Origin of the sequence: Vibrio kasasachensis (genome assembly GCF_050337565.1) — a bacterium.
Taxonomy (GTDB): Bacteria; Pseudomonadota; Gammaproteobacteria; order Enterobacterales; family Vibrionaceae; genus Vibrio; species Vibrio kasasachensis.
Genome location: NZ_JAKJTB010000012.1, coordinates 20,873 through 45,278, shown reverse-complemented (window position 1 = coordinate 45,278; position 24,406 = coordinate 20,873). Strand labels below are relative to the sequence as shown.

27 protein-coding genes are annotated in these 24,406 nt (G+C 43.3%); 13 read left to right on the top strand and 14 right to left on the bottom strand.

Features of this window, described 5'->3' with window-relative positions; translation table 11 throughout:
- Positions 1–65 precede the first annotated feature (65 nt).
- A complete protein-coding gene (gene pilW / locus L4C38_RS09040) occupies positions 66–782 on the top strand; it encodes a type IV pilus biogenesis/stability protein PilW (protein ID WP_428797223.1) in 717 nt (238 codons plus the stop codon).
- Between the two features lie 43 nt (positions 783–825).
- Here the strand turns inward: pilW and rlmF are convergent, their stop codons facing one another.
- Positions 826–1,911, bottom strand: a complete 1,086-nt coding sequence (gene rlmF, locus L4C38_RS09035) for a 23S rRNA (adenine(1618)-N(6))-methyltransferase RlmF (RefSeq protein ID WP_428797222.1) — start codon at positions 1,909–1,911, stop codon at positions 826–828.
- Between the two features lie 10 nt (positions 1,912–1,921).
- Positions 1,922–2,416, bottom strand: coding sequence for a M48 metallopeptidase family protein (locus L4C38_RS09030; RefSeq protein WP_428797221.1), 495 nt, complete (start codon positions 2,414–2,416; stop codon positions 1,922–1,924).
- A gap of 135 nt (positions 2,417–2,551) precedes the next feature.
- Between L4C38_RS09030 and L4C38_RS09025 the strand changes: the two genes are divergently transcribed.
- Complete coding sequence (locus L4C38_RS09025) at positions 2,552–2,785, top strand: glutaredoxin family protein (protein WP_428797220.1); 234 nt, start codon at positions 2,552–2,554, stop codon at positions 2,783–2,785.
- 202 nt (positions 2,786–2,987) lie between these two features.
- Here the strand turns inward: L4C38_RS09025 and L4C38_RS09020 are convergent, their stop codons facing one another.
- Both L4C38_RS09020 and L4C38_RS09015 read right to left on the bottom strand, forming a co-directional pair.
- Positions 2,988–3,911, bottom strand: a complete 924-nt coding sequence (locus L4C38_RS09020) for an arginase family protein (protein WP_428797219.1) — start codon at positions 3,909–3,911, stop codon at positions 2,988–2,990.
- Positions 3,912–4,024: 113 nt separating this feature from the next.
- A complete protein-coding gene (locus L4C38_RS09015) occupies positions 4,025–4,477 on the bottom strand; it encodes a GNAT family N-acetyltransferase (protein ID WP_428797218.1) in 453 nt (150 codons plus the stop codon).
- Between the two features lie 255 nt (positions 4,478–4,732).
- Here L4C38_RS09015 and L4C38_RS09010 point away from each other — a divergent pair, with 255 nt between their 5' ends.
- Positions 4,733–5,974 carry an NRAMP family divalent metal transporter gene (locus tag L4C38_RS09010; RefSeq protein WP_428797217.1) on the top strand — a complete coding sequence of 414 codons (1,242 nt, stop codon included), beginning with the start codon at positions 4,733–4,735 and terminating at the stop codon, positions 5,972–5,974.
- Between the two features lie 67 nt (positions 5,975–6,041).
- Here L4C38_RS09010 and L4C38_RS09005 read toward each other — a convergent pair whose 3' ends face one another.
- Positions 6,042–6,911: a LysR family transcriptional regulator gene (locus L4C38_RS09005; protein ID WP_428797216.1), complete on the bottom strand. Its 870-nt coding sequence runs from the start codon at positions 6,909–6,911 to the stop codon at positions 6,042–6,044.
- Positions 6,912–7,012: 101 nt separating this feature from the next.
- On the opposite strand from L4C38_RS09005, the gene L4C38_RS09000 reads away from it, so the two are divergent.
- The 4 genes from L4C38_RS09000 to L4C38_RS08985 all read left to right on the top strand — a co-directional run bounded on the left by L4C38_RS09000 (position 7,013) and on the right by L4C38_RS08985 (position 10,271).
- Complete coding sequence (locus L4C38_RS09000; RefSeq protein ID WP_428797215.1) at positions 7,013–8,227, top strand: MFS transporter; 1,215 nt, start codon at positions 7,013–7,015, stop codon at positions 8,225–8,227.
- A gap of 174 nt (positions 8,228–8,401) precedes the next feature.
- Positions 8,402–8,971, top strand: coding sequence for a DUF1415 domain-containing protein (locus L4C38_RS08995; RefSeq protein WP_428797214.1), 570 nt, complete (start codon positions 8,402–8,404; stop codon positions 8,969–8,971).
- Positions 8,972–9,132: 161 nt separating this feature from the next.
- Entirely contained in the window at positions 9,133–9,708 is a 576-nt protein-coding gene (locus L4C38_RS08990; RefSeq protein ID WP_428797213.1) for a nucleoside triphosphate pyrophosphohydrolase family protein, read from the top strand.
- Between the two features lie 59 nt (positions 9,709–9,767).
- The gene (locus tag L4C38_RS08985; protein WP_428797212.1) at positions 9,768–10,271 is read left to right on the top strand and encodes a GNAT family N-acetyltransferase; all 504 of its coding nucleotides are present in this window, start codon (positions 9,768–9,770) and stop codon (positions 10,269–10,271) included.
- Here the strand turns inward: L4C38_RS08985 and btuD are convergent.
- From btuD to L4C38_RS08940, 9 genes are all read right to left on the bottom strand, one after another.
- Positions 10,260–11,015, bottom strand: coding sequence for a vitamin B12 ABC transporter ATP-binding protein BtuD (btuD, locus tag L4C38_RS08980; protein WP_428797211.1), 756 nt, complete (start codon positions 11,013–11,015; stop codon positions 10,260–10,262). The two genes, L4C38_RS08985 and btuD, sit on opposite strands and share 12 nt — an antisense overlap.
- Complete coding sequence (btuC, locus tag L4C38_RS08975) at positions 11,002–11,997, bottom strand: vitamin B12 ABC transporter permease BtuC (protein WP_428797210.1); 996 nt, start codon at positions 11,995–11,997, stop codon at positions 11,002–11,004. The genes btuD and btuC overlap by 14 nt, the downstream gene beginning before the upstream one ends.
- A gap of 101 nt (positions 11,998–12,098) precedes the next feature.
- The gene (locus tag L4C38_RS08970; protein ID WP_428797209.1) at positions 12,099–13,127 is read right to left on the bottom strand and encodes a succinylglutamate desuccinylase; all 1,029 of its coding nucleotides are present in this window, start codon (positions 13,125–13,127) and stop codon (positions 12,099–12,101) included.
- Positions 13,128–13,378: 251 nt separating this feature from the next.
- Positions 13,379–15,166, bottom strand: coding sequence for a M3 family oligoendopeptidase (locus tag L4C38_RS08965; protein WP_428797208.1), 1,788 nt, complete (start codon positions 15,164–15,166; stop codon positions 13,379–13,381).
- Between the two features lie 20 nt (positions 15,167–15,186).
- Positions 15,187–15,804, bottom strand: coding sequence for a histidine phosphatase family protein (locus tag L4C38_RS08960; protein WP_428797207.1), 618 nt, complete (start codon positions 15,802–15,804; stop codon positions 15,187–15,189).
- A 5-nt stretch (positions 15,805–15,809) separates the two neighbouring features.
- Complete coding sequence (gene cobU, locus L4C38_RS08955) at positions 15,810–16,337, bottom strand: bifunctional adenosylcobinamide kinase/adenosylcobinamide-phosphate guanylyltransferase (protein ID WP_428797206.1); 528 nt, start codon at positions 16,335–16,337, stop codon at positions 15,810–15,812.
- On the bottom strand, positions 16,334–17,113 hold the full coding sequence (locus L4C38_RS08950) for an adenosylcobinamide-GDP ribazoletransferase (protein ID WP_428797205.1): 780 nt from the start codon (positions 17,111–17,113) through the stop codon (positions 16,334–16,336). The genes cobU and L4C38_RS08950 overlap by 4 nt, the downstream gene beginning before the upstream one ends.
- A complete protein-coding gene (cobT, locus tag L4C38_RS08945; protein ID WP_428797204.1) occupies positions 17,113–18,141 on the bottom strand; it encodes a nicotinate-nucleotide--dimethylbenzimidazole phosphoribosyltransferase in 1,029 nt (342 codons plus the stop codon). Before cobT ends, L4C38_RS08950 begins: the two co-directional genes overlap by 1 nt.
- Positions 18,142–18,149: 8 nt before the next feature.
- Positions 18,150–18,761: a flavin reductase family protein gene (locus L4C38_RS08940; RefSeq protein WP_428797203.1), complete on the bottom strand. Its 612-nt coding sequence runs from the start codon at positions 18,759–18,761 to the stop codon at positions 18,150–18,152.
- Between the two features lie 283 nt (positions 18,762–19,044).
- On the opposite strand from L4C38_RS08940, the gene L4C38_RS08935 reads away from it, so the two are divergent.
- The 6 genes from L4C38_RS08935 to cdd all read left to right on the top strand — a co-directional run bounded on the left by L4C38_RS08935 (position 19,045) and on the right by cdd (position 24,399).
- Complete coding sequence (locus L4C38_RS08935) at positions 19,045–19,728, top strand: NAD(P)H-binding protein (RefSeq protein ID WP_428797202.1); 684 nt, start codon at positions 19,045–19,047, stop codon at positions 19,726–19,728.
- A gap of 324 nt (positions 19,729–20,052) precedes the next feature.
- Complete coding sequence (cspE, locus tag L4C38_RS08930; protein ID WP_428797201.1) at positions 20,053–20,265, top strand: transcription antiterminator/RNA stability regulator CspE; 213 nt, start codon at positions 20,053–20,055, stop codon at positions 20,263–20,265.
- 525 nt (positions 20,266–20,790) lie between these two features.
- Positions 20,791–22,215 (top strand): exodeoxyribonuclease I, encoded by a 1,425-nt coding sequence (gene sbcB / locus L4C38_RS08925; protein ID WP_428797200.1) that lies wholly within the window; start codon positions 20,791–20,793, stop codon positions 22,213–22,215.
- Positions 22,216–22,268: 53 nt separating this feature from the next.
- Positions 22,269–22,634: a CidA/LrgA family protein gene (locus L4C38_RS08920; RefSeq protein WP_428797199.1), complete on the top strand. Its 366-nt coding sequence runs from the start codon at positions 22,269–22,271 to the stop codon at positions 22,632–22,634.
- Positions 22,634–23,311, top strand: a complete 678-nt coding sequence (locus L4C38_RS08915; protein ID WP_428797198.1) for a CidB/LrgB family autolysis modulator — start codon at positions 22,634–22,636, stop codon at positions 23,309–23,311. The genes L4C38_RS08920 and L4C38_RS08915 overlap by 1 nt, the downstream gene beginning before the upstream one ends.
- Before the next feature lie 200 nt (positions 23,312–23,511).
- On the top strand, positions 23,512–24,399 hold the full coding sequence (gene cdd / locus L4C38_RS08910) for a cytidine deaminase (RefSeq protein WP_428797197.1): 888 nt from the start codon (positions 23,512–23,514) through the stop codon (positions 24,397–24,399).
- The last annotated feature ends 7 nt before the right edge of the window (positions 24,400–24,406 follow it).

Below are 24,406 nucleotides of genomic sequence, written 5' to 3'. Positions count from 1 at the left end.
CAAGCCACATTCTATGTCGCTCGTGAGAAACATATACTCTCTAGCGAGAATAAAAGGAAGGTGTGATGAAAACACGGATACTAGCCATTTATCTGACTCTTTTTCTACCTGCTTGTGTAACCGTGGATGTCGGTAACAAACCGGTAATTGAAAGCCATTCCGAACAGAAAGCCGAGTCACGAATTGCCTTAGGTGTTGGGTATTTACAGCAAGGGAACATGATTAAAGCGCAAGAAAACCTGCAAAAAGCTTATCAATACGCACCTAACTTCTATCGTTCACAAATCGCCTTGGCACATTACTACGAACAAGTAGACGAAAACAGTAAAGCTGAAAACTTGTACCGAACCGCGTTAGCTCAGCACCCTAACAATGGCAATGTCCTCAATAATTACGGTACTTTCTTGTGTAAGCAGAAGCAGTACCAAAAAGCAGATAAACTCTTCAATCAAGCCATCGAAAAACCCGATTACTACTTAATCTCTGACAGCTACGAAAACGCAGCTTTTTGCGCGTTAAAATCGAAGAATAAAGCAAAAGCGATCGGCTACTTTGAACGGGCGCTAGACTATGACCCAACTCGATATCGTTCATCGCTCAATTTAGCCAAGCTACAAATAGAGCAGAACAAATTGGCGGATGCACGAATCCGCTTAGTACGATTGACCAAACATCATGGCGCTCGCAAAGAAGCGATCAAGCTGATGATTGAACTGGAAGAAAAAGCGGGAAATCAGCTTCTCGTTGAACAATATCAACGTCAATTAAACACACTGATTTAATCAAGGTTAGAATCAAAATAGCCCGCGATGGCAGGCTATTTTGTTATTTAGATTTTAGGCTTAACCATTTTGCACGCTGCGCTTTGTCTTTAAAGCTCCACGCCACAAATCGGCTTATCTTTTGTCCTTGGCTCATCTCAACCACGACAGCCTGTTTTGCCCCAGCTTTTTCTAGGTTCTTACACAGCCAGCGTACATTGTCTTTTTTAGACAGCAGTGTGGTAAACCAAAGCACTTGTTCCGCAAACTCTCGGCTCTCTAACGCCATATTCTTAACAAAGGTTGCTTCACCACCCGGACACCAAAGCTCCGCTTTTTGCCCGCCAAAATTTAAGGTTGTCGAGGTTGTTTTTGCTGGTGCTGTTCTATCAACACCAAGCTGACCACGCTTTGCTTTATGAGCATTGAGGTTACTCAACTTACGCTCGGTACCCTGCTGCGCTTCTTGTAAAGAGGCATGAAATGGTGGGTTACACGTGGTTACGTCATAAAACTCACCCGGTTTGATTATACCCTTAAAGAAATGCTGACTGTTGTCTTGCAAACGGCACTCTACCTGGCCATTAAGCACTGAATTAGCCTGAGCAATATGGTTCGCGTTATTGACTGAATCCGCATCAACATCGCTACCTATATAGCTCCAGCCGTATTGCGTTGCACCCACAATTGGGTAAATACAATTGGCACCAACACCAATATCTAACGCCCGCACCAACTTATGGTTGAGCCTCGGCGCTTCATTGGTGAGCAGTTCCGCAACTCGGTGGATGTAGTCAGCACGTCCTGGGATCGGCGGACACAAATATCCTTCCGGAATATCCCACTGAGTGACACTGTAATGCTCAGCGAGCAATGCCTTATTTAAAAGCTTCACCGCGACAGGATCATCAAAACGTATGGTTGCTTCACCATTCGGGTTCTTAGTCACGTACTTGGCTAATTCAGGCAATGCCTTCACTAGGCGAAAAAAATCATAACGCCCTTGATGTACGTTGCGTTTATGCAAGCCTGCATTACCCGAGATTTTTATCACTGGCATTGAGCTTGGCGATGGGTTCTTTGCCGCCTTCGCTTTATTCGGTTTTGCTCTAGGCTTACGCTTGGCTTGCGCCTTTTCTTTATCACTCATACTTAATTCGTTATTTCAATTCTTGGTAAATCATAAACAAGCGTGCATCCAACTCGAGTTGGTGATACTCCGGCTCCATATGGCAGCACAGCTGGTAAAATGCTTTGTTATGATCTTTTTCTTTTAGATGAGCCAACTCATGAACCACCAACATACGCAATAATGGCTCTGGCGCGTTTTTGAATACACTGGCAATTCGGATTTCGTTTTTCGATTTGATCTTACCGCCATGCACTTTCGCTGTATAAGTGTGAAGACCAAGCGCATTATTGATTAAATGAATCTTACTGTCATAAATCACTTTGCTCAGTGGCGACGTTTTCTTCATGTACTGGTTTTTTAAAGCCATAGTATATTCATACAGGGCTTTCTCACTTTGAATAGAATGACGCTGCGGATAACGCTTTTCAAACCACGCACAGAAACCACCAGACTCAAGCAATTGCGAAACTGGTGTTAAGATATGTTGAGGGTAACCTTTGATAAAACGAAGAACGGGATTCATAGCGAGTCGATAATCAATCAAATTGGCGCTAAGTTTACCCTAATCGCAGTGAGGCTTCACGGGATTCGTTGGACAATTCGTCCTATTCGCCTATACTCCAGCCACTTTAATACTCCACCAGAGCGCAGACCTAGAATGAAAAGAGTTGTTTTATACGTCGCTGATAAGTGTCCACATTGTAAAGACGCTCAACGTTACCTTGATTCTAAAAAAATCATGTACAGGCTTACGAACGCAAAAATGGAAAGAGGTCGTAAGGAACTGCAAGCAATGGGCGCGCGCTCCATCCCTGTATTAAAGATTGGCGATCAAGTGATGGTCGGTTGGAATCAGAAGAATTTCGATAAGATGTACAATAGTAAGAACTAAACTATACCCTAGAAACTTGAAGATGCAGGTAGGCGGCAAGTAAGCAAGTCCCCTGAGCATAGGTGAACTATGTGATTGGGGCGCACGAACACAGCCAACACCGCTGCAACTTCAAGTATGACGGGTATACATGCTTCAAACATTAAACAGGGGAATGCTATTTCACCCTGTTTCGTTGCAATGATTTGTTTCATTACAATAATTAGCTACGAAACCCCCACACAGCATCGATGAGTTTGATCATCAGTTCTTTAGAAATACCTTTTTCGTCTAACTCTGGTAGGTATTCAACGAAATCAATACCAACAAACTTAGGGTGATTAGCAAGCCCATAGATTAAGTGCAACGCCTCTCTCGCATTGAGACCGCCGACATTTGGAGTTCCACATGCGCGGAATAAACTACCGTCAAGCGCGTCATAATCAAAAGAGACATAAACACAATCATAGTTATTGTTGATGATGTCGGTCAGTTGATTTAGCACGCCGTTAATACCCATAGTTTCGATACTCGTCATATCAAAATTGACCATAGAGTGCTGCTTAATCAACTCATCTTCGTTAGGCATTAAATCACGAACCGCGACGTAGTAGACATCTTCCGGCTTGAGCACAATGTCGGCTTCTACTGTCCATCCGTTGTGTGGGTATTTATCCATTAGCATTGCGAGTGGCTTACCGTGCAAATTGCTCGCGATGGAATCATTACAATCTGCGTGGGCATCAATCCAAACGACAGCAACTCGCTTACCCTGCTGCTTTTGATAATAATCTAAGGTAGCTTGAACCGTTCCGATAGCAATGGAATGATCACCACCAAGAGTGATGGGGATTCGTTGATTTTGATAACTTTCTAACAATTTATTTCTAAGGGTATCGGCATAGCATTTTAATGCCTTCTCCTTGTATGTTGAATCCTTCAACTGGAGGACTAACGAATCAGGCTCTACATCACCAAGGTCCTTGATATCTGCTTTCCAGCGGTTATTTCGCACATCAATCCAATCGCTGAGCCCTTGCCAATTTGACTCATCTAATCGTCGTAATCCATCAACAGTATTATCATTGGTCGGATAGCAACCAAATTGGTTGAATGGCGCGCCGATAATGTCGAAGGATTTGGACATACTTTTCCTCTTGCTGTTAAAGCGATAAACTCAATTATTGTTCTTCGTTAATAACGTCAAGCTAGCGCCAATCCTAGCTAAGTAGCGTCAAACATCGACAAACTGCACAACTTTCAATCAGATTGACCACATTTCCTCTGCATATAAACAAATTCTTGGGTTTCGCTGGTGATGGTAAAACCAAAACGTTTATACAGTTTACCAACCCAGTTTCCTTGTAAATAACACAGAGTAATGGGTAATCCGACCGCTTCTGATTGAGCTATCACTGATCGAAGAATTGTATTGCCTAAGCCCATTCCTTGATATTCTGGTAAAATAAAAAAACGAGCGAAATACAGCTCTTCACTTCTTTTTTGTATCAAATAGCTACCAATTGGCTTATTTTCGACGACGATTATTATTGGGCGGTCTTCAATCCATTCTTGTTGATGGATTTGCCTTTGAATTGCTTCATCCCAACCGAAAATACGCTCTACAGGGCACTTTAAAGCTGCTTTCTTCAACTCAAATAAAAATTCATAGTCGTCCTGTACAGCTGATCTCGTTGTAAACAAAAGGCTCATGGTAATTCTATTCCCAAAGAGTTTGTTGACGGTTACACCACGTTATTCCAAACAGGATAATCCATCAAATAGAAATTTATTGCCCATCAACTATTGACAACTGTGAGCTAGGTCTTTAAAATCCGCCGCCAACAAGTAAGGTTTTTTTAGAAACTACTTGTTTTACAAGACATTACAAGCACAAATTCAGCTGATCCCCATCAGTTGTCTTTCTATTTTTTTAAAGATAGAGACACAACAATTTTGGGATTCGGCATGACCACACAAACTTCTTCAGCGACAATCAACGCTACAGCTCCTATCGATAACGAAATCTCTTGGCAGAAAAAAGCCATCTTGAGCGTTGCTTTCCTAATGGCGACCACTTCTGTGGGCCCCGGCTTCCTGACACAAACCGCCGTTTTTACCAATATCTACAAAATTGACATGGCTTTCCCTGTGTTCGCATCGATGTTTATCACCTTCGGTATCGTGATGAACTTATGGCGAATCGTCGGTGTATCTGGCTTACGCATTCAAGATATTGCCAACAAGGTTGCTCCGGGCATGGGTTACTTTGTTGGTATCCTGCTTGCCTTAGGTGCCGTAGCATTTAACTTCGGTAACGTCAGTGGCGCTGCACTGGGTATCAACGTACTAACGGGCGTTGATACCATGTGGGGCGCACTGTTTACTGGTCTTGTCGGTAGCTTACTGTTTGTTGTACACAACGCATCCAAACGTATGGACCAAATGGCGCGCTACCTCGGCCTATTTATGATAATTCTAATCGCATATGTGGCGATGACTAGCCTCCCGCCAATGGGGGAAACGCTAGTAGCTGCTGTCGCACCAAGCGATTTTGGCAACCTGCTGCTTCCTACTTTGACTATTGTTGGCGGCGCTGTTGGCGGCTATTACACTGGTGCACAACGCCTAGTTGATATCGGCTTACAAGGCAAAGAAAACGTCCCAACAATTAAAACCGCTGCATGGGCGGGTATCTCAATCGCGGTCGTAATTCGCATTCTTCTTTTCTTGGCGATTTTTGGAGTTATCTCTGCTGGCGCTGTACTTGATGCTTCAAACCCAGCCGCTGACGCTTTCCGCCAAGGCGCTGGTGAAACAGGTTACTTCATCTTCGGTCTGGTTCTATTTGTTGCTTCAATCACTTCAGTGGTCGGTAACTCATACATGGCTATCTCGCTAATTAAAACACTATTCCCTGTGGTTGCTCGTAACGAAAAAACATGGTGTGTAGGATTCATTCTGGTAACAAGCTTAGGCACAGTAACTATGAACATGCCGATTCTATTACTTATGCTTGCTGGTCTGGTTAATAGCATCATCCTACCAATCGTTCTAGGTATCGTTTTAGCAGCGACGCGTCGTAAAGACATCATTGGTGAATACAAGCACCCAATGTACCTCACGGCTATCGGTTCTCTAATTGTGGTAGTGATGGCTGGGGCAAGTGTGACTAACATCGGCAATTTCGTCGCCAAATTTATCGGTTAGTGAACGAATCCACAAACTAAAAGAGCTGCTTATGCGGCTCTTTTGCTATTTAACCCAAATAGGCTTTTTATCTGAAGCTTTTCACAAACTCTATAAAGGTTCGCTCAGCTATCGATAGGTAGCGATCTTTGCGCCAAGCTAACGCTAAATCCAATTTGACCGGTTCTTCGAACGGGATGCCGATAATATCAGCCTCGTGCTGCGTGACTAATTCAAGTAATGCAGTAATCGCAAATTCATGGCGAACAATACTCAATATCAATGGTAGTAAATTGGTTTCAAATGAGCATTCAAGCTCAAGCTGATGCTGCTTAGCTTTTGTTTCTATATAGTCCCGATGGAAATATCCATCTTTGAACATAACCAAATCTTGCTGAAAAAATTCTTCAAATCGCACGGTCGATTTACTAGCAAAAGGATGATCTTTACCAACCACCGCAACCATTTCGCAATGTAAAAGGTGTTCGGTTTCCAGATCGTCAGGCACCTTCTCTAAATTGATGACGCCAATATCAAGCTCACCGCTAAGCAGCATTTTTCGAATTGAACTTGTTCCGGCATCAACCAAGGTCAACTTTAGCTTTGGGTAGCGGCTTTTGAACGCCATTAAAACCTGCGGAAAAAAGTACGAGCCAACCATGCTTGGCGCACCTAGTCGCACCTCGCCTTTCTCAAGACCTTTCAGTTCATCCATCGCCAGTTTGGCGTCATCAATTTGTTGCAACACGCGCTTCGCATGCTTAAAAAGCACTTTACCTTCATCTGTCAGTTCTACTTTGCGCTCAGAGCGCCGAAACAGTGTCATTTCTAATTTTTGTTCAAATTTTTTGATCGAAATACTGAGTGCTGGTTGAGCTATATGCAATGCCTTCGCGGCTTGAGTAAAATGCCCAAACTCAGCGACCGCGACAAAGTGTTTTAGATGCTTTGAGTCCATGATATGAAAAATATATTGAGATGATATCTTTAATATATTTTATTAATTCAACATTCGCTGATAATTTGATCACAGTAGTCACTATTTTAATGATGTTAACAATGATCGAGTTTGGCACTCCGCAATATAAGCGTGTCACCTTAAGCCTAGCTTTAGGCTCTTTTTTGGTGTTCTGTAACCTATACCTGTTTCAACCTATGCTGCCATTTATGGCAGAGTACTTTGCTGTATCTGAAACCCAAATCAATTGGGTCTTTGCAGCATCAACTTTTGCGTTATCTTTCTCGCTTCTCCCTTGGGCAATTGGCTCGGAAAACATCGGCCGACGATCTGTCATGCTCGCGGGTTTATGTGCTATGCCTGTGATCGGGGTATTAATGCTACTGACGGATTCATTGGTCAGTTTGGTATTGCTTCGCGCACTAATGGGGGTCGCATTAGCCGCGTTTGTCTCAGTAGCAGTGGCATACATGGTTGAAGAACTCGATGAAAAAGCATTTAGCAAAGCTATTGGTACTTATATCGCTGCAAACTCACTCGGTGGCATTAGTGGTCGAATTGCTGGCGCAACTTTGACCGATGCGTTTGGCTGGCAACAAGCGGTATTAATCATGGCGGGGTTTACCGTTGTCGGTGCTCTCGTCGTTGTATGGCTTCTTCCACAACAACAGAATTTTAAACCACAAAAAGGTCTGCTGCGTTACCACAATAGAGCACTGATTTCTCATCTCAAAAACCGCACTATCTGGCTTGCCATGTTAATCGGCAGCTTAAACTTCGCGCTATTTGTAAATCTGTATTCCGTTATGGGATTTCGCCTTGTCGCTCCTCCCCATCAACTTCCTATCGGGCTGGCGTCACTGATCTTCCTTTGCTATTTAGCTGGCACACTCAGCTCCACACTTACCTCAGTATGGAATAGCAAAAATGACCCTATCCAAGGCATGTTGCTTGGCACCACAATCAGCTTAATTGGAATGTTGGTTGCCTATTTTGATCACCTCGTATGGATGACACTTGGTTTATTATTAATTAGCTTCGGCGCCTTCTTCACCCATACTTTGGCGTATGCATGGGTGAGCCAAAAAGCAAAACGAGCCAAAGCAACAGCAACGGCTTTATATTTAGTCCACTACTATGTGGGAGGCAGTCTTGGCGGATTCTACTTAATCTATTGTTGGCAGCATGGTGGCTGGGAAACGGTCATACTGGGCGGGAGCATTCTCTACGCTGGTCTCTATTGGCTTTGTTTCCGATTAGACGGAAAAAGCAGACTGACTCAAGCGAACTCTGTTATTATTGACAACAAAAAATAAAACTATACCCAAGAAACTTGAAGGTGCAAGTAGGCGGCAAGTAAGAAAGTCCCCTGAGCATAGGTGAACTATGTGATTGGAGCGCACGAACACAGCCAACACCGCTGCAACTTCAAGTATGACGGGGATAACGCGTCAATATTTTAAACATTGTAGTACGTTTCAGGATGCCTTATGAACTGTCCACACTCAACAACTCAATCTGATGACATAGCGTCTCAAGTTAACCAATGGTTGAATGACGTCGTCATCGGTTTGAATCTATGTCCATTTGCCGCTAAACCACAGCGCAAAAAGCAAATCAAAATTCACGTTAGCCAAGCTAGCGACGACGAGTCACTATTAGAAGACATTTTTAATCAGCTTTTGCACCTCGAACACACACCAGTAGATGATCTAGAAACGACACTCGTTGTCGCACCGAAGATGCTTGACGATTTTTGGGATTACAATATGTTCATCGATTGGATTGAAGCCATCATCGATCAACAAGGATGGAATGGTATATTTCAAGTGGCTACATTCCACCCAGATTACTGTTTCGCCGACAGCGAACCTGGTGATAGCTCAAACCTAACAAATCAGGCTCCCTACCCAATATTCCACTTAATTAGGGAAGAGAGTATGGAGCGTGTGCTTAAGCATTATCCTAACCCTGAGTTGATCCCAGAAACGAATGTGGCTCGGGTTAACGCCCTAACTGCTGAAGAACGTAAACAGCTATTCCCATATTTGTTCGGCTAATATTTGACGACAAATCAAACAACAACGAGGATGCGTGGCTTTAAGACGCATCCTATGTGTGATTTATTACTCGAACACTCGACTATTTCGAGGCTATGCGTAGCGAGCAAAGCTGGGCTTTGCTAATATTGCGCGATATACAAATTTAGCGGATAAATCGCATGTACCTATCAAAACTCACTCAAGAAATTTTCGATCACCTATACCGTGATATTAATGAATTCCGTAGCACTTTCGATCTTCCTGTTTCCTCTCCTGATAGCCTAGATAGCAAAGCGGATACGCTGCACACTTCACTTGCTATTGAAGAGTTGACGGAGCTGGCAGAAGCTGACAGTAAAACTGAGCAAGCGGATGCCATTGTCGACAGTGTTTATGTATTGATGGGACGCCTCGTTCACCTAGGTGATGACAAAGTCGAAGATAACCTAGCTATCAGCTACCTTATTGATTTATTGCTTAACGTAGCAATTAACCGTGGTATTGAGTTTATGCCATGCTGGGATGAGGTTCACTCGAGCAATATGAGCAAAGTTTGCCGCAGCGAAAAAGAATACGCGGATACCGAAACCTATTATGCAGAGCAAGGCATCAAACTGATGGCGGTTCAAAAAGGTGACTACATCATAGCGAAATGTGCTGAAGACTTTGTTTCAGAAGCAAAAACCATTCGCCAAGGCAAAGTTCTCAAATCTGTGTACTACCGCCCTGCGGATCTAGCGCCGCTAACTCGCTAATCCCCCCCTACAAAACCGCCTTTAGGCGGTTTTGTTCTATTGCTGCAAAGGAAACTCACATGAGGCTCATCCCGCTTTCAATACGACATGCGCCTGAGCTCCTTCTGTTTGAACAACAAAATCGCGCTTGGTTCGAGCAACATGTAGAGGCGCGTCCAAATGACTTTTATAGTTTGCTTGGTGTACAAACTCACATTGCTGAACTGCTCATGGACAAAGCACTAGGTAAAGGTATTCCCACGCTACTTGTTGATCAACATCAGGTCATAGTCGGTCGTGTCAATTTAGCCAACATTGGCAAGGGGAAAGCTTTTTTAGGCTATCGCCTAGCCCATTCTCAAACAGGTAAGGGATTGGCTAAACAAGCGGTGAGCATGATGATTGAATTAGCAAAACAGTCAGATATTCAAAGAGTGATTGGGCTTACGTCTGTTGACAATATCGCCTCACAACATGTGCTCACTTCTCATCGATTTGTTAAGAAAAGACGCTTAGAAGATTTTACTGTGGTAAATGGCGATACGAAAGACTGTATAGAATTCTGGCTCGATTTAATCAAATAGTAAGATGTTCTTTTCGCCTATTTTCACTCGCTGAACTGTGGTTTTGAACACAGAGGAAAGCTGCACTGGAGTCAGCACTTCGTCGACACACCCAAATGCCTTCATTACACCTTTATCAAGCAGAATAGCGCGATCAGCGTGCCGAATTGTCCGATTAAGATCATGGTTAGACATCAGCACGGTCAAACCCATTGCGGCAACTTTATCTATCAGTTGGTAGAGCAAGGCTTCTTGTCCAATATCTAATGGTGCCGCAGGCTCATCCAAGATGAGCAGTTTTGCATAGGGGTTTAACGTAGGCCAAACTTGCAGACAAATTGCACACAATCGCACGCGTTGCCATTCTCCACCTGATAACTGATGCACACTACGATGGAGTTTATCTTTTACTTGTAGCGTTTCAGCCAATTCAGTGACGACTTTTTCAACTTCCGCAGCATTGTTTTTCGCATGCGCGGGAATGGATAGCGCAAGATAATGCGCGACTTCAAGATTAAATGCAGGTCGATCAGATTGTAGTAAGAACGCGCGGTAATCGGCTAACTGCGCGATAGAGACATCCCTCAGTTTTACACCTTCAAGTTCAATATCACCATCACACTCAAGCAAACCCGCAACAGCCGAAAGCAAAGTGCTTTTTCCACTACCATTTGGACCAATTACATGAATAACTTCACCCGCGTTTGCTTCAAAAGAGAGGGGTAACAAACGCTCTCCTACACTAAGTGAGTTAACGTACATCATGATTTTTCACCAGCATCCAAACAAAAATCGGCGCGCCAATTGTTGTTGTTACCACACCTAATGGAAGTTCGGCCGAATCAAGCGCTGTACGAGCTACGATGTCAGCAAAAGCCAGCAGTGATGCTCCAGCCAATGCCGAAATTGGGATCAGATATCGATTCTCACTCCCCAGTGCTAAACGCAGTAAGTGAGGCACAACCAAACCAACAAAGCTAATCACACCACCGAGAGCAACCGCACCACCTACTAATACCGACACCGCAAGGATCAGTTTCCAGCGAATAGATTCAACATCTAACCCAAGTTGTTTGGCATGGGTTTCACCCATCATTAACTTATCGAGCGTTGAGCCTTGGCAACACAGCCAAATCATTACAGGTAGAGTCATTAGTGTCAGCGCATGTTGATACCAACTCGCCCCACCAATACTGCCCATTAGCCAATACATCAAAGTTCGTAAGCTCATGTTGTCACTGAAGTAAAATGCCCATGTCACGACTGAACTGGCAAGAATACCAAGTGCAACACCTATTAGAAGCAAGCGTGTCGTTGTTAAGCGCATTGCTCTTGTCATAGCGACTAATATAAGTGTAAACAGCATTGCGCCAATAACAGCAGCAATCATATAGCCAAGCGGGGTTGCAAAAGCAGGCAAGAAGAATAACAACAAAACCATCATGACACTGGCTCCACCAGATATACCCAGTACGCCAGGTTCAGCGAGAACATTACCAAGTAACACTTGCAGTACAGCGCCAGATACGGCAAGTGATGCACCAATAGCAATGGCCGCCAATAGTCGCGGTAATCGTAGTTGTGTAATGAGTTGCTGCTCTAACGTGGAAAGATCACCTAGTGGATTAATAAACAATTCGCCAACCATTAAGTATATAGCGCTAATGACGATCAACGCGGCAACCATCCATCCTATAGTTCGCTGCCATCGCAAATGTTTTCGGGCTATAAGTTGGGCAAATTCCATAAAGCGATAACTATCTTATAAATTAAGGGGTTAAAACAAAAATAATGGCTCAACGATACCGTTAAGCCATTATAATAGAAAGAGAAAACATCATTTCGACATCAATCGTACACGATTTGTCCGTCTTCATAGCGCACCTGAACAGGGCAAATCATCAGTGCTGCTCGCTGTCCAATTTCCACATTACGATTAGGAAAAACAATCGCTTCACCTTCATTTTTTGCCATTAATGGCTTTTCACCATCGTGACCAAACACTTCACCGTGTTTAAATGATGTAAAGTTTTCGATGTTATCATCAAAGATGAAATCAAAATCATCATGGATGCGCACTATACTGCGACTAACACGATACAAAAGCGGCTTGCGAGGTAAATGTTCCGCTTCGCTTTTTGAAATTAGATCGCGAACGGCAAGATCAAACGCCACAAATTTGTTTAAATCGTTTTCTCCAAACTTCGCCACTCTACCCAATTCAATCGTCAACGCTTGAGCCGAATGTGCCTCTGCGGTATACCAACTGAATGTGCTTGATGGTGCATTTGAAAAAAGCATCGCTTCCATATGGGCACTAGAGATGAAATCCATCAACCCTTTACTACGTACCGGATGACGAGATTTTGGGCTAACCGCAAAAGTATAGAACTTCGAGTCGCGGATTGCGCTATGCAGATCAAAATGCCAGCGTTGAGACTCTGGCGTATCGACAAAAAACTCAGCCACACGCTTCTTGAGCATGGTCGCAATTTCTAATTCTTTACTTGGTTCATGCGTTTTCTCATCAAACAACCGATTTAGATTGGTTTCAAGATATCGCTGATGTGCATTGGTCGCTTCTGGATGTGCGACAATTAGCAGTAATCTCTCTCTAACAGGTTGAAAACCGGTTTCAATGTCTTCGAGAAGTTTATCTACTAATTCCATTGGTGCGGTTTCATCACCATGGACTCCACACGAAATCACAATATGTTTGCTTTCGTCAGTCAGTTTAGCGGGAATAACCTCTAAAACACCACGTTGATGCAATTTCAATCGTGTGCCTAAGGCTACTGTCACTTCCCCCTCAAGCATTTTTTGACTGAGGTCTAAGCTGTCCAAAAGAAAAGATTGGCGAAATAGTTTCTTCGTCATGCGCTACTCCTTTATTGCACAGCGGTATGTTAATAAAATGTTCAGACAATTTTTGTTGTTATGATCGCACTTACGAATACTAATCATGTGCTTTATCCAAAAATCAAACATTGTCACACTACGTAACCTATTGGTATACGTAGGAAAGAAAGCGAAAGCCGCACAATTCTCTCCGAGAGGATCTCGGATACGAGATATTATCACAAGATCCATCGGATGTTTTTTGATTTAGGACGAAATAGCACGCTACTTTACTGCTCTTGCGAGAGCAAAGCCTCAAATTGCAAAAGTTTCTCATCGAGCATTTGGATACTTTGCTGCCAAAAGTCCACTTGAGTTAAATCCATGCCTAAATGCCTTTCGACCACATCTTCTGCCATCATTGAGCCAGTATCGCGTAATAATTCGACATAATCAGCATAGAAACGTTCACCTTTGCTTTCACGTTGAGCATACACTCCCTTACTGAACAAATAGCCAAACAGATATGGGTAATTATAGAAACTAACTTCTGAAATAGAAAAGTGAAGCTTACTGGCCCAAAAGTATGGATCGGTTTCGCTCATTGAATCACCATACCATTCTTGCCAAGTGTCACTCATTAGCTCACACAATTGCTCGGCGCTAAGCTCGCCCTCTTGGCGCTTCTCGTAAAAACGTTTTTCAAACTCATATCGTACGGGGATATTAATCAATAAAGCATAAGCCGATGACAACTCTTCCCACATCATTTCAAGCTGGTCTTCACGAGTTTCAGCATTTGAGAGTAAATAATCACGGACAATATTTTCAGCGAAGATCGAAGCGGTTTCAGCCAAAGTCATTGGGTAACGCGTTTGGCACAATGGCATATCACGCATAACCCAGTTGTGAAACGCATGTCCAAGCTCGTGGGCAAGTGTCAATAGATCGGAGCGGCTTCCACCCCACGTCATAAACACCAACGGCGTGCGCGTTGCTGCAAACTTAGTACAGTAAGCGCCTAATCGGCGATTTGGTGTTGGCTCTGCGTCTATCCACCCGTTTTGTACCATCAAGGTAACAAAATCAGCCATTTCTTGATCAACTTGTGCAAACGCTGCTTTTATCACTTCAATGGCATCATCAAAACTGTAATTTTTGGCTGCTTCATTAGTTAAGCTTGGCATACCAGCCATGTAATTCCATGGTGTCATACCACTTAAGCCATGTGCTTTAGCCATCAAGCGCCCGGCGGTTTGCCCTACGGAGCGAAACTGCTTAGTTGTATCCATCATTGCATCAAGTGTTGCAGGCTGAATGCGGCTTTGATGTAAACTAGCATCAAGAAAATGCACATTTTTCTGATAAGAACGTTTCTGGTATTCAGTGTGACGCCAACCCGATAATGCATTTAAGATCGCTGCAAAGCTCTCTTGATGGATGCTCATAGCTTTTTGAATACCACGCCAAGCGGATTCTTGTTTGTCAAAATCAGTGCCATAGAGCAAGCTTGCCGCTTGAGAAAACCCTATCGACTTGCCATCTTCCATCTCAATTTGCAATGCACCAGTGATGTTGTCATACATGCGCCCCCAAGCATCACGCCCATCCACTTGCATGGCAGACAGCAACTGTTCTTCAGCAACACTAAGTTTGGTATTTACGATTTTCCTGTCACATGCAATCTGAAACGCTTGACCATACACATCACCACTTTCATGATCGAGTACGTCTTGTATGAATTCTAAGGGTGCGCCAGCTAATGTATCTTGATATGGCGTGTAAGCCTGTGATAACTCTGAAGTAAGTTTGGCGAGTTTACCAATCAATGCTTTGGCTTGATTGCTTGTCGCGTCGATTGAAGCGTGGCATAACGCAAAGGTGTTGATTGTTGACAACAATTTGCCCGCAGCTTCTTTGGTTTGAATCGCGTTTTGCATCACACAGATCATCTCTCTGCGTTCGACATGTTGAGTCAACACCTTGATGCATTGCTGTATAAGCTCAATATCCTGAACAATTTTATCATCATCAAGAGATTGGTAAGCGATTGATAGATCCCAATTTGGTGCAGTCATAGCCTTCCCTTTAGCAACTGTTATGGCATCGGTAACGGTGTACCGATGGAACACACTTGCGGATAGATGTTATCTGAAATAGTAATTTTAATATGAGTGAGCGATTGATTAGCAACCTGTAAAACAGAAAACAGCGCCGGATTCGCCCAGTCCAAACCGAGTATGGATGCTAAAATCATGCGAATAGTGCCACCATGGCAAATCAGCAGTGTGTCACCTTCAGTTTGAATGACAAATTCTTGCCAAGCCTGAGAGATGCGATCATAGAAGCATTCTAATGTTTCAGCTTGTGGTAACGGATTTTGTGCCGGCTGCTGCCAAAATTTTTCTAATACTGACCATTGGGCAGTAAGATCATCAAATGGCACTCCGTCATACAAACCAAAGTTCATTTCCTTAAAGCCTTCACACTCACGCAGCGGTAACGATTGATTGATTTTGTGTAATTGTAACGCTAAGTCTGAGCATCGTTTAAGTGGCGAGGTCACAATATATTCAATCGGTAGCATTAATTTGAGTAAAGCATGGCAGATGGCGCGTTGTTTTTCCTCCGATACCGAAACATCAGTATGCCCATACAGGGCTGGTGCACCATCAACTTTCCCATGTCGAAGCAAGTAAACGTTCAATGTTCGCATTCCGATTACCCTTTGAGCTTCATCGGTAAACCTGCGGCAACAAAGGTGACTTGATCTGCTACTTTTGCAATCGCTTGGTTCATCCAGCCAGCATGATCAACAAATAAACGCGTAACTTCCCCCATTGGGACAATACCTAGCCCCACTTCATTGGAAACGAGAATAACGCTCGCTGGGCACCTCTCAAGAGCAGAGATCAGCGTAGTGACATGAGCTTTAATCGCTGGCTCATCCGCAGTTTTCCCATCTTCAAAAATGACATTGCTCATCCAAAGGGTTAGGCAATCAACTAACACCGTATCTTGCTGACCAAATTGGCTAAGCAATTGAGCAATATTCAGAGGGCATTCATGCAATTTCCAGCTTTTATCTCTGCGAATTTGATGATGAACGATACGCTGCTGCATTTCATTGTCTGTTAGCGTCGCAGTCGCTACATAATGACGGTTCAAACGATCTTTATTCAAGACTAATGACTCAGCAAAGCTCGACTTACCTGAACGAGCTCCGCCCAAAACTAAATGAATACTCATAGTGAATGTAAAACCCAAGCCAGCATGATTAAATAGCTTAATAATTCTAATAACTGTTGTGCAGCTCCCAAGCAATCGCCGGTAAAACCGCCAATACGCTTCATCAACCACGCTTTAAATAACCAACGAAATACCAATGCCGATACCAGCAATGAAGCGGCAACGCCAGCAGGTAGCAACAAACTCACTAGTACTGCTGTAGCAATCAAAACCATGAGGTCAGCTTTACTTTGTCTGCTTGCGAGAGGCTTACTTTTACTACTATCTAGATCGCTTACATAAGGCATATCGTAGATCAATGTCGCCGCCACTGCTCGACTCAGCGTATACGCGACCACAAAAACGGATAGCATTTGCGTTGAGGAGGCGAGCTCAGTGAGCAAAACATATTTACTCAGTAACGCCATGATTAAGGTTGCCGCGCCATAGGTGCCAATACGGCTGTCTTTCATGATCGCAAGACGACGATCTAGTGTCATGCCACCACCAATGCCATCAGCCATGTCGGTCAGACCGTCCTCATGAAATGCGCCGGTTAGCATCAAACTGAATGCCATAGAAAGGAGAATCGCAACCGTGGCAGGAAAAATCATTGCGAACAAAAAGAAAGAGCCTGCAACAGCAAGCCCTAGTATCACTCCAACCAAACCGAAATATCGTCCGGCTTGGTTCATTCGTTCTTCACTGTATGGTGTTCTGCTCGGAATTGGTAAGCGCGAGAAAAACCCCAACGCTAACCAAAGTAGTTCGAGTTGATATTGCGCAGCTTTACGCATTACATATCCACTCCTAAATCTTCAAAACTTGCCATATTATTATAAACTTCAACCGCCGCTTGAATCAGTGGCACAGCTAATACTGCGCCTGTCCCCTCTCCCAATCGAAGAGAAAGATCAAACAAAGGCGTTGCCGCTAATTCTTGTAGCATAAATTTATGACCTGACTCATGGGATTGATGAGCAAAAATCATGTACTCGCGACAGTCAGGGTTTATCTTTGCAGCGACATAGGCTGCCGCCGTTGCAATAAAACCATCAACTATCACTGGCGTATTGTATTTTTCAGCAGCAAGAAATGCACCCACCATTTGAGTTATTTCAAAACCACCAACTTGGCGTAAGATCTCTTGCGCGTTCAGCCCTCGGCAGCGGTTAATACCCAACTGAACAAGCTGACGTTTTTTGCGTAATTGCTGCGCGTTAACACCAGTGCCTAAACCGACACACTTTTCTACGCTACGTCGTGACAACGCTGCTAATATCGCCGCCGCGCTGCTAGTATTACCAATACCCATCTCACCAAGCATGAGTAAATTTGAACCTGAATCAATAGTTTGTTTAACGATCTTCTCGCCAAATTCCAGCCCTTTTTCGACTTGCTCTTTAGTCATTGCTGGCTTTTGAGCGAAATTCTCTGTCGAAGCGCCCAGCCTTTGCACAACAAGTTGCTTAGAATTGCTTTCAATCGGCTGTAAAATCCCAGCATCAATGACCTTCATATCAACATTATTGACTCGGCAAAAACAGTTGATCGCAGCGCCACCGGACAGGAAATTATGCACCATTTGCTGAGTGACTTCTTGCGCAGCGATACTCACACCTTCTAGCGCAATACCGTGATCACCAGCAAAGACCAACACAGTCGGCTTTTTTATTTCAACATTAGTGACCGCGTCACTACGTTTTTGGCTTTGAATAAGAGCTAGCTTATGGGCAAGGTACTCTAACTTACCTAGTGAACCCAACGGCTTAGTCTTACGATTTATACGATGCCATATCGCTTCTGAATGAATTTTATCTAACATGGTACTACTTATTTCGGTCGTGCAACGGAAAACGTTTTATCTAAAACGGCGTACTCTGAGCCTCCAAGGCGACAAAGTGGATCAATCGCCATCGCGTCAATTTGTAATCGATCTTCGCGATTTTTGATTATTTTAGGATCAATATAAACTTGTTCAATTTCGGCAAAAACAAGGCGCTGAGGCGCATCACCAATTTCCTTCACTTCAAACAACTTGCAGCCAAATGCAATCGTACACGCTTCTACTCTCGGCAGTTCAAAACCTTCCATCTCGACCAATGCAAGATCCGCCATTGCCACTTCTGATTTACCATGAGGTAACGTGGCTGAAGTGACCGTCACTTGCTCAGCAAGATCGACACTTGCAATATGGATTACCATTTTACCCGTTTCTAAAACATTCCGAACGGTATCTTTAATCATTCCGTCTGGCTTATTCCCTACGGAGAACATCAATAATGGAGGCTGGCTTGAAATCGCGGTGAAATACGAAAACGGGGCAAGGTTAAAGCTGTCATTGCCTGAATCAGTCAGAACCCATGCAACTGGTCTCGGTACAATGGTTTGAGTAAGCAGATGGTACACCTGTGTTGGCGCAAGTGCACTCATGGTGATATTCATACACGTCCTTGTTCTAAACGATTGAATTGCTATACCTATTGTTATCAGCAATTAGGCAACAGTGTAACCTTTGCGCTAGATAGTTTTCTAGTGACGCATCGCAGTTCAGCCCTTAACTGGGCAAATATTTCAAAATTGTTGATCTCAATAATGTTCTAGGTAATGTTTTGTCTTCTCAATGTACACTCTAAATCACAACCACTTTATAACTTTGAGTCGCTTCATAGATTTCTTGTACAAAATGTTCGATCCTTTAGCTGACAGTCGGAAAGAGGTAAACCAAGTGGCTACAAAACAAATCATCATGGTTGCAGGTGCAACCGGTTTAATCGGTACTGAACTGATGAAATTGGTACTTGAAGAAAGAGCAATTGACCATATTTATGCCCTTACGCGCTCAACCTTGCCATTTTCCCATCCAAAACTTCAAACGATTGTAGATTCTCAACTACGGATACTAGAATGGGATGATGCTCATCCAGTTCCTGACAAAGGGTTTATTTGTCTTGGCACAACCCGAAAAGTTGCAGGTTCAAAACACGCCTTAGAAGCCGTCGACTATCACCTAGTTTGTGAAGTAGCGAACACTATGAAGCTAATAGGAATTAAAAACCTATGTGTTGTTTCAAGTGTTGGTGCGAACCCTCGCTCCCCTTCTCACTATCTACGCTGTAAGGGAAAAATGGAAGTTGCGCTAGAAAAAATGCACTTCGACAGTGTTACTTTTGTGCGTCCGGGACCACTGGTAGGAATGCGCGACACCCCAAGAACAGATGAAGCCATTGTACAAAGCTTGCTAAAAATCGCTCGCCCGATCATGCTCGGTCGTCTCGCGCGCTTAATTCCTATCCCTGCGGAGCTAGTAGCAAAATCTATGCTCTATTATTCTTTCACTACACACCCTCGCCCTGTGCAAATTTTTGATAGTATTGATATGAAAGAATTGATTAAAAAATACCAGAATTAGCGTGAAAAAAATGTTTTTGCTCACATTTTAATCATGAAAATCAACTAACTATATACTTCAATAAACCATAGCGCTGCGAGGATTTAAAAAGAATGCAAAAAAAATGAAAATTTCTTTTGTCATACGCAGAACTCCGTGTATAGTGTCTGCGGCTCTTAAGAAATGAGCTATTAAAAAGATTTAGAAATTTAGAAAAAGTGTTCTCTCAGTCATCTTTCGATACCTTTCGTTTAGCTCCTGCGATTGCTTCTCTAGAAAATCAAAACAATAGCTTTTGTTATCAGCTTTAATATTCATCCTAATTTATAAAATAGAGGTATCTACATGTCTAACAAAATGACTGGTTCAGTAAAATGGTTCAACGAAACTAAAGGTTTTGGCTTTATTTCTCAAGACAACGGCGGCGCTGACGTATTCGTTCACTTCCGTTCAATCGCTTCTGAAGGCTTCAAAACTCTTACTGAAGGCCAAAAAGTTAGCTTTGAAGTAGAACAAGGTCAAAAAGGCCCTCAAGCTGCTAACGTAACAACTCTATAATTGTTAACGTTAAAGACGCGATAAATATTTCTTTTTAAAGCGTATCTATTGAAAGCGACCTCTGGTCGCTTTTTTGTTGTCTGAAATTTGTGTTCCTTATTAATCTCCCCTCTGCGCCGTTGCCTGCTTACTCATAAGCATATTCTGTTGTTAATGTAGCCTCAATCATAAATTCATCATTCAGATTAGAAATATCTATCTCTTCATCTAACGATCAAGTGATCACTAAACTCGTCATGTCCAAATACCTAACATATCTGGTTACCCTTAGCTTTATTGACGATATATTGCTCGAATATGCGGATTTTATTGAAATACAATAACAACTGTTTATTTACACAGTCTTCATCTTAATTTGGAGGGGAATTCCCCCTCTTGAGCTACTTTGGTACGTTCTCAGCCAACTAATTTCACGCTAGATTATACAATGGGTTATAAATTCAACTAACGCTGCATCACTGCATTGCTTACAACTCAGTGCAATGGTCTAATAGCCAGATAGTTTTCATGTATTTGGTATATTCAATGCAACAAGATCACCAGCCTACGTTCTTCTTTTTCGACTACGAAACGTGGGGAACCAGTCCAGCCAAAGATCGACCTAGCCAGTTTGCTGGGGTACGCACGGACATGGATTTCAATATCATCGGTGAACCTCTTGTTATCTATTGCCAGCCACCTTCCGATTACCTGCCCTCACCAGAAGCGGTACTTATTACCGGAATTACACCACAGTTAGCCGCAAGCAAAGGGTTACCTGAACCTGAATTTATAGACCAAATTCATCAACAATTGGCCACACCGAATACCACAAGCCTTGGCTACAATAGCATTCGTTTTGATGACGAAGTAACTCGTTATACTTGTTACCGTAACTTTATTGACCCTTATGCATGGAGTTGGCAAAACGGTAATTCTCGTTGGGATCTACTCGATGTCATGCGTGCTTGCCACGCACTTCGTCCCGAAGGTATTGAGTGGCCAAAAAATGATGAAGGGCACATCAGCTTCAAGCTTGAACACCTTTCCGTCGCTAACGGCATCGAACACAGCAATGCACACGATGCGATGGCGGATGTGATTGCTACGATTGAGATGGCGAAGAAAGTGAAAGCGGCCCAGCCAAAGCTGTTTGATTACTTTTTAAACATGCGTCATAAACGCAAACTCAACGAGCTGATCGATATCGTCAACATGACACCGCTAATGCACGTGTCTGGCATGCTTGGTCGTGAATGCAGCTATACCAGTTGGATTGTGCCTGTCGCATGGCATCCAACCAATAAGAATGCTGTTATTGTTGTTGACCTTGCTAAAGATCCACAAGCATTGTTAGATCTCGATACCGAGCAGATTAGAGACCGCCTCTATACTAAACGAGCAGATTTGGCGCCAGACGAACTACCTGTGCCGATAAAACTTGTTCATATCAACAAATGTCCAATTCTTGCACCAGCGAAAACGCTGACGGCAGAAAACGCCGATAAAATCGGTATCAATCGCGAACAGTGCCTACAAAATTTACAAATACTTCGTCAACATCCCGAGATCCGAGAGAAACTGGTTGGTGTCTTCAATGTCAATCGTGAATTCGATGGAAGCCAAGATGTTGATAGCCAACTTTACGACAACTTTTTCTCTCCAGCTGATCGCGCCGCGATGGATATCATTCGTCAAACACAGCCAGAACAACTCGGTGGATTAGATATCACCTTTAAAGATTCACGTATCGAACCTCTGCTTTTTAGATACCGAGCTCGACATTTCCCATGGACGCTAGCTGAACAAGAACAACAACGTTGGTTGAACCACAGCCGTGACTACTTCCAAAGTCGTATAGACGACTACATGCTAAATCTTGAAAACTTAGTGTACGAACATGAAAGTGATACAAAAAAAATTAATCTATTAAAATCTGTGTACCAGTACGTCGAGAAACTTGTCTCTTAACTCATCTTTGAGTACGACTTTTCTCGGTGATATTTCGCTAATGGCGCACCAATATGGCTCAAATTTTACTTAAATATGCAGTGTCTATGGGACTGATCCTTCTCTGTCTCATGGCTGGCGTTAACATTCAAGATTTATTGGGAACTTCAATTCCTGGCAGTATCATCGGTATGTTAATTCTGTTTGGATTAATGGCGGGAAGGCTCGTTCCCGCTGAATGGGTGAGACCCAGTGCTAACCTATTTATTCGCTACATGATTCTTTTGTTTGTTCCTATCAGTGTCGGGTTGATGGATCATTTCGACTCTCTCATTAGCAATGCGCTACCGATCTTGGCGGCGGCGGTAGGCAGCACATTTATCGTGCTCATCGCACTGGGCTTGCTGCTTGACCGTTTATTAAAGCGAGGACATAAGTAATGTGGATGCTCGCTACTATTGTCGTGTTTTTCTTGGCACGTTGGATTAGTCGAAAATGCAATACGCCGATCATGAACCCATTGCTGATAAGTATTTCAATACTGATCCCACTACTGACCTATTTCAAAATACCTTTCGATGCTTATTATGCAGAAAACGAATGGCTCAGTTTTATGTTGCAACCAGCAGTGGTTGCGCTCGCCTACCCTCTATATGAACAACTTCCTCAAATTCGAGCCAATTGGCGTATTGTGATGCTGGCTTGTGGCGTGGGAAGTATTATGTCGATGCTAAGTAGCACTCTAATTGCTGTTGCATTGAAAACAGACTTATCCCTTATTGCAAGTTTACTGGGCAAATCCGTCACAACTCCAATCGCGATGGAAGTCTCAAGAAACTTAGGCGGAGAGCCCGCGATTGCGGCCATTCTTGTATTGCTAGTTGGACTGTTCGGTGCCATTTTGGCCTACCCAATCTACAACATGCTAAACATCACCCACCCTATTGCTCGAGGTTTAACCATGGGCACGGTTTCTCATGCATTAGGCACGGCAACTTGTGCAGAAAAAAATGGTGAAGATGCGGCGTTTAGCTCATTAGCACTGGTTCTCTGTGGTGTCATCACATCGATTATCGCCCCAACGTTCTTTGGATTTGCGCTTTGGTTAAACACATAGTTCAAAATCTGTTCTAACACTATCTTAAAAGGTCACCAATCTTGTGTGACCTCACTCTAATTATGTAATAATGAAATCCATTACATTTTATATATTGATTTACATCACAGTTTAATCTTGATGCCACCATAGAATGTAAACATAAAGATAAATAGAGCTCAGCCTCTAAATATCACTACCGCATTACTAAAGGATTTCTTATGAGAAGCCGTATCAAACTGGCATTAAAAAATTTACCTTCAACAGTTGAGCACTTCTTAACACCAGTAGTAATGGCTGATGAGTTTGATGCAACACTTAGCTCTGAGCAATATAGCCATCTTTTGGAAGTTTCGGGTCTTACAGACGCCGAATTACGCGTTGCTTTACTTCCTCTCGCAGCAGCATACTCCTATGCATCCATCTCCAACTTTTACGTTGGCGCGATTGTACGTGGTTTATCTGGCAGGCTTTACTTTGGCGCTAATCTTGAGATTTCAGGTGCGCAACTTGGTCAAACGGTTCATGCTGAACAATCGGCCATTAGCCATGCATGGATGAAAGGTGAGCACGGGTTGTCTGATATCACTATTAATTTCAGCCCATGTGGTCATTGTCGTCAATTCATGAATGAGCTAACGACTGCGGATAAGCTTATTGTTCAGTTACCAGAGCGCAATGAAATGACATTGCAGCAATACTTGCCTGAGTCATTTGGTCCCGCCGACCTTGGTGTTGAATCTGGATTAATGACGCACACTGACCATGGTCAGACGACACAAGATGAAGACCCTCTCGTCATTTCTGCTCTCTCAGCCCTAAATCGTAGCCATGCTCCGTATACAAACAACTTAAGTGGGGTTGCTATTAAACTGCGCAATGGTAATGTTTATCAAGGTGGTTACGCTGAAAACGCGGCATTTAACCCTAGCTTGCCACCGTTGCAAGTCGCACTGTGTCAAATCTTGTTAGCCGGTCAAACATTTGAAACTATCGAATCAACTGCGTTAGTCGAAATGAGCAATGGCAGCATTAGCCACCTTGCTGATACACAAGCAACTTTGGAAGCGATCAACCCTGATATTCCACTGGCTTACTTAGCGATATAGTGGCGGT

What these genes read in the sequence shown, in the direction of transcription:
- pilW (WP_428797223.1), top strand. Translation starts at nt 66, where the DNA reads ATGAAAACACGGATACTAGCCATTTATCTGACTCTTTTTCTACCTGCT.
- rlmF (WP_428797222.1), bottom strand. Translation starts at nt 1,911, where the DNA reads ATGAGTGATAAAGAAAAGGCGCAAGCCAAGCGTAAGCCTAGAGCAAAA.
- L4C38_RS09030 (WP_428797221.1), bottom strand. Translation starts at nt 2,416, where the DNA reads ATGAATCCCGTTCTTCGTTTTATCAAAGGTTACCCTCAACATATCTTA.
- L4C38_RS09025 (WP_428797220.1), top strand. Translation starts at nt 2,552, where the DNA reads ATGAAAAGAGTTGTTTTATACGTCGCTGATAAGTGTCCACATTGTAAA.
- L4C38_RS09020 (WP_428797219.1), bottom strand. Translation starts at nt 3,911, where the DNA reads ATGTCCAAATCCTTCGACATTATCGGCGCGCCATTCAACCAATTTGGT.
- L4C38_RS09015 (WP_428797218.1), bottom strand. Translation starts at nt 4,477, where the DNA reads ATGAGCCTTTTGTTTACAACGAGATCAGCTGTACAGGACGACTATGAA.
- L4C38_RS09010 (WP_428797217.1), top strand. Translation starts at nt 4,733, where the DNA reads ATGACCACACAAACTTCTTCAGCGACAATCAACGCTACAGCTCCTATC.
- L4C38_RS09005 (WP_428797216.1), bottom strand. Translation starts at nt 6,911, where the DNA reads ATGGACTCAAAGCATCTAAAACACTTTGTCGCGGTCGCTGAGTTTGGG.
- L4C38_RS09000 (WP_428797215.1), top strand. Translation starts at nt 7,013, where the DNA reads ATGATCGAGTTTGGCACTCCGCAATATAAGCGTGTCACCTTAAGCCTA.
- L4C38_RS08995 (WP_428797214.1), top strand. Translation starts at nt 8,402, where the DNA reads ATGAACTGTCCACACTCAACAACTCAATCTGATGACATAGCGTCTCAA.
- L4C38_RS08990 (WP_428797213.1), top strand. Translation starts at nt 9,133, where the DNA reads ATGTACCTATCAAAACTCACTCAAGAAATTTTCGATCACCTATACCGT.
- L4C38_RS08985 (WP_428797212.1), top strand. Translation starts at nt 9,768, where the DNA reads ATGAGGCTCATCCCGCTTTCAATACGACATGCGCCTGAGCTCCTTCTG.
- btuD (WP_428797211.1), bottom strand. Translation starts at nt 11,015, where the DNA reads ATGATGTACGTTAACTCACTTAGTGTAGGAGAGCGTTTGTTACCCCTC.
- btuC (WP_428797210.1), bottom strand. Translation starts at nt 11,997, where the DNA reads ATGGAATTTGCCCAACTTATAGCCCGAAAACATTTGCGATGGCAGCGA.
- L4C38_RS08970 (WP_428797209.1), bottom strand. Translation starts at nt 13,127, where the DNA reads ATGACGAAGAAACTATTTCGCCAATCTTTTCTTTTGGACAGCTTAGAC.
- L4C38_RS08965 (WP_428797208.1), bottom strand. Translation starts at nt 15,166, where the DNA reads ATGACTGCACCAAATTGGGATCTATCAATCGCTTACCAATCTCTTGAT.
- L4C38_RS08960 (WP_428797207.1), bottom strand. Translation starts at nt 15,804, where the DNA reads ATGCGAACATTGAACGTTTACTTGCTTCGACATGGGAAAGTTGATGGT.
- cobU (WP_428797206.1), bottom strand. Translation starts at nt 16,337, where the DNA reads ATGAGTATTCATTTAGTTTTGGGCGGAGCTCGTTCAGGTAAGTCGAGC.
- L4C38_RS08950 (WP_428797205.1), bottom strand. Translation starts at nt 17,113, where the DNA reads ATGCGTAAAGCTGCGCAATATCAACTCGAACTACTTTGGTTAGCGTTG.
- cobT (WP_428797204.1), bottom strand. Translation starts at nt 18,141, where the DNA reads ATGTTAGATAAAATTCATTCAGAAGCGATATGGCATCGTATAAATCGT.
- L4C38_RS08940 (WP_428797203.1), bottom strand. Translation starts at nt 18,761, where the DNA reads ATGAATATCACCATGAGTGCACTTGCGCCAACACAGGTGTACCATCTG.
- cspE (WP_428797201.1), top strand. Translation starts at nt 20,053, where the DNA reads ATGTCTAACAAAATGACTGGTTCAGTAAAATGGTTCAACGAAACTAAA.
- sbcB (WP_428797200.1), top strand. Translation starts at nt 20,791, where the DNA reads ATGCAACAAGATCACCAGCCTACGTTCTTCTTTTTCGACTACGAAACG.
- L4C38_RS08920 (WP_428797199.1), top strand. Translation starts at nt 22,269, where the DNA reads ATGGCTCAAATTTTACTTAAATATGCAGTGTCTATGGGACTGATCCTT.
- L4C38_RS08915 (WP_428797198.1), top strand. Translation starts at nt 22,634, where the DNA reads ATGTGGATGCTCGCTACTATTGTCGTGTTTTTCTTGGCACGTTGGATT.
- cdd (WP_428797197.1), top strand. Translation starts at nt 23,512, where the DNA reads ATGAGAAGCCGTATCAAACTGGCATTAAAAAATTTACCTTCAACAGTT.